Annotated in this window: 1 protein-coding gene; it reads left to right on the top strand. The window is 56.2% G+C overall.

What is annotated here, in order from left to right; genetic code table 11:
• Positions 1-358: 358 nt before the first annotated feature.
• Positions 359-828: hypothetical protein (locus tag JNK74_28440; GenBank protein ID MBL7650117.1), on the top strand; the 470-nt coding region annotated here is incomplete at its 3' end.

Genomic DNA, 828 nt, shown 5'->3' with positions numbered 1-828 from the left:
CGGAAGTCCGAACACTTCCCTGCCATCAGGTTCGAGAGGCTTTTTGAAGGAGTGGTCCGTCCTTCACGTTAAGGGTTGACAACTTTGAACATCTATCCTCAACTGGGGTCATGTGGATGCAAGGATCAGCCCAGGAGAAACAATGGCAAGAGGACGCGCAAAATCGACCGGACGCACCGTTAAACCCGCTGGCGTCACCTTCGAGACGGGTGTTTTGGAGTACCTGGAGCTTCTCGGAGAGCGGGAGGACCGTTCGCGAAGTTGGCTCATCAACCAGATGGTCAAAGCTCATGCGGAAAAGGAAGGAATCGATATCCGACGACTTGCATCTAACTCACAGCAATAGATGGATTGATGAGTGAAAGACCAAGCTTCGCCAACCCATAGGACCGAACTGACGGCGACCGCCGGAGCCTTCCAGGGCTTCAAGCCGCCGACGAGTTCGACCACCTACACGCCGAACCAATTCTTCGACGTGGTGCTCCCCCATGCTTCGCGGGGGTGCCTTCGGTTGGTCGCTTATCTGATCCGCAAGACTCTCGGATGGTCGGACGAACATGGAAACCCTCAGAACCCGAACGCCCACGTCACCTACCGTGAACTGATCGACAGCGCGGGGATTTCTCGCGGCGCAATCAAGGACGCCATTGAGGAAGCCTTGGGCAATCGGTTCATTGACTGCCTGCGATTCGGACAGCCGCACAAGGCGGGAGAAGAGGGGTTCTCTGCCCTCTACAGCCTTCGATGGGACGAGCGCGAAGAGTATGTCACTTCCCTATCCGAGTTCAACGGCTTTTATGCCGGAAACGGAAACCTCACCCACATCCC

The organism is Candidatus Hydrogenedentota bacterium (genome assembly GCA_016791475.1).
GTDB lineage: Bacteria > Hydrogenedentota > Hydrogenedentia > Hydrogenedentales > JAEUWI01 > JAEUWI01.
Note: the sequence above shows the minus strand (reverse complement) of the source record. Positions and strands in the feature narration are given on the sequence as shown.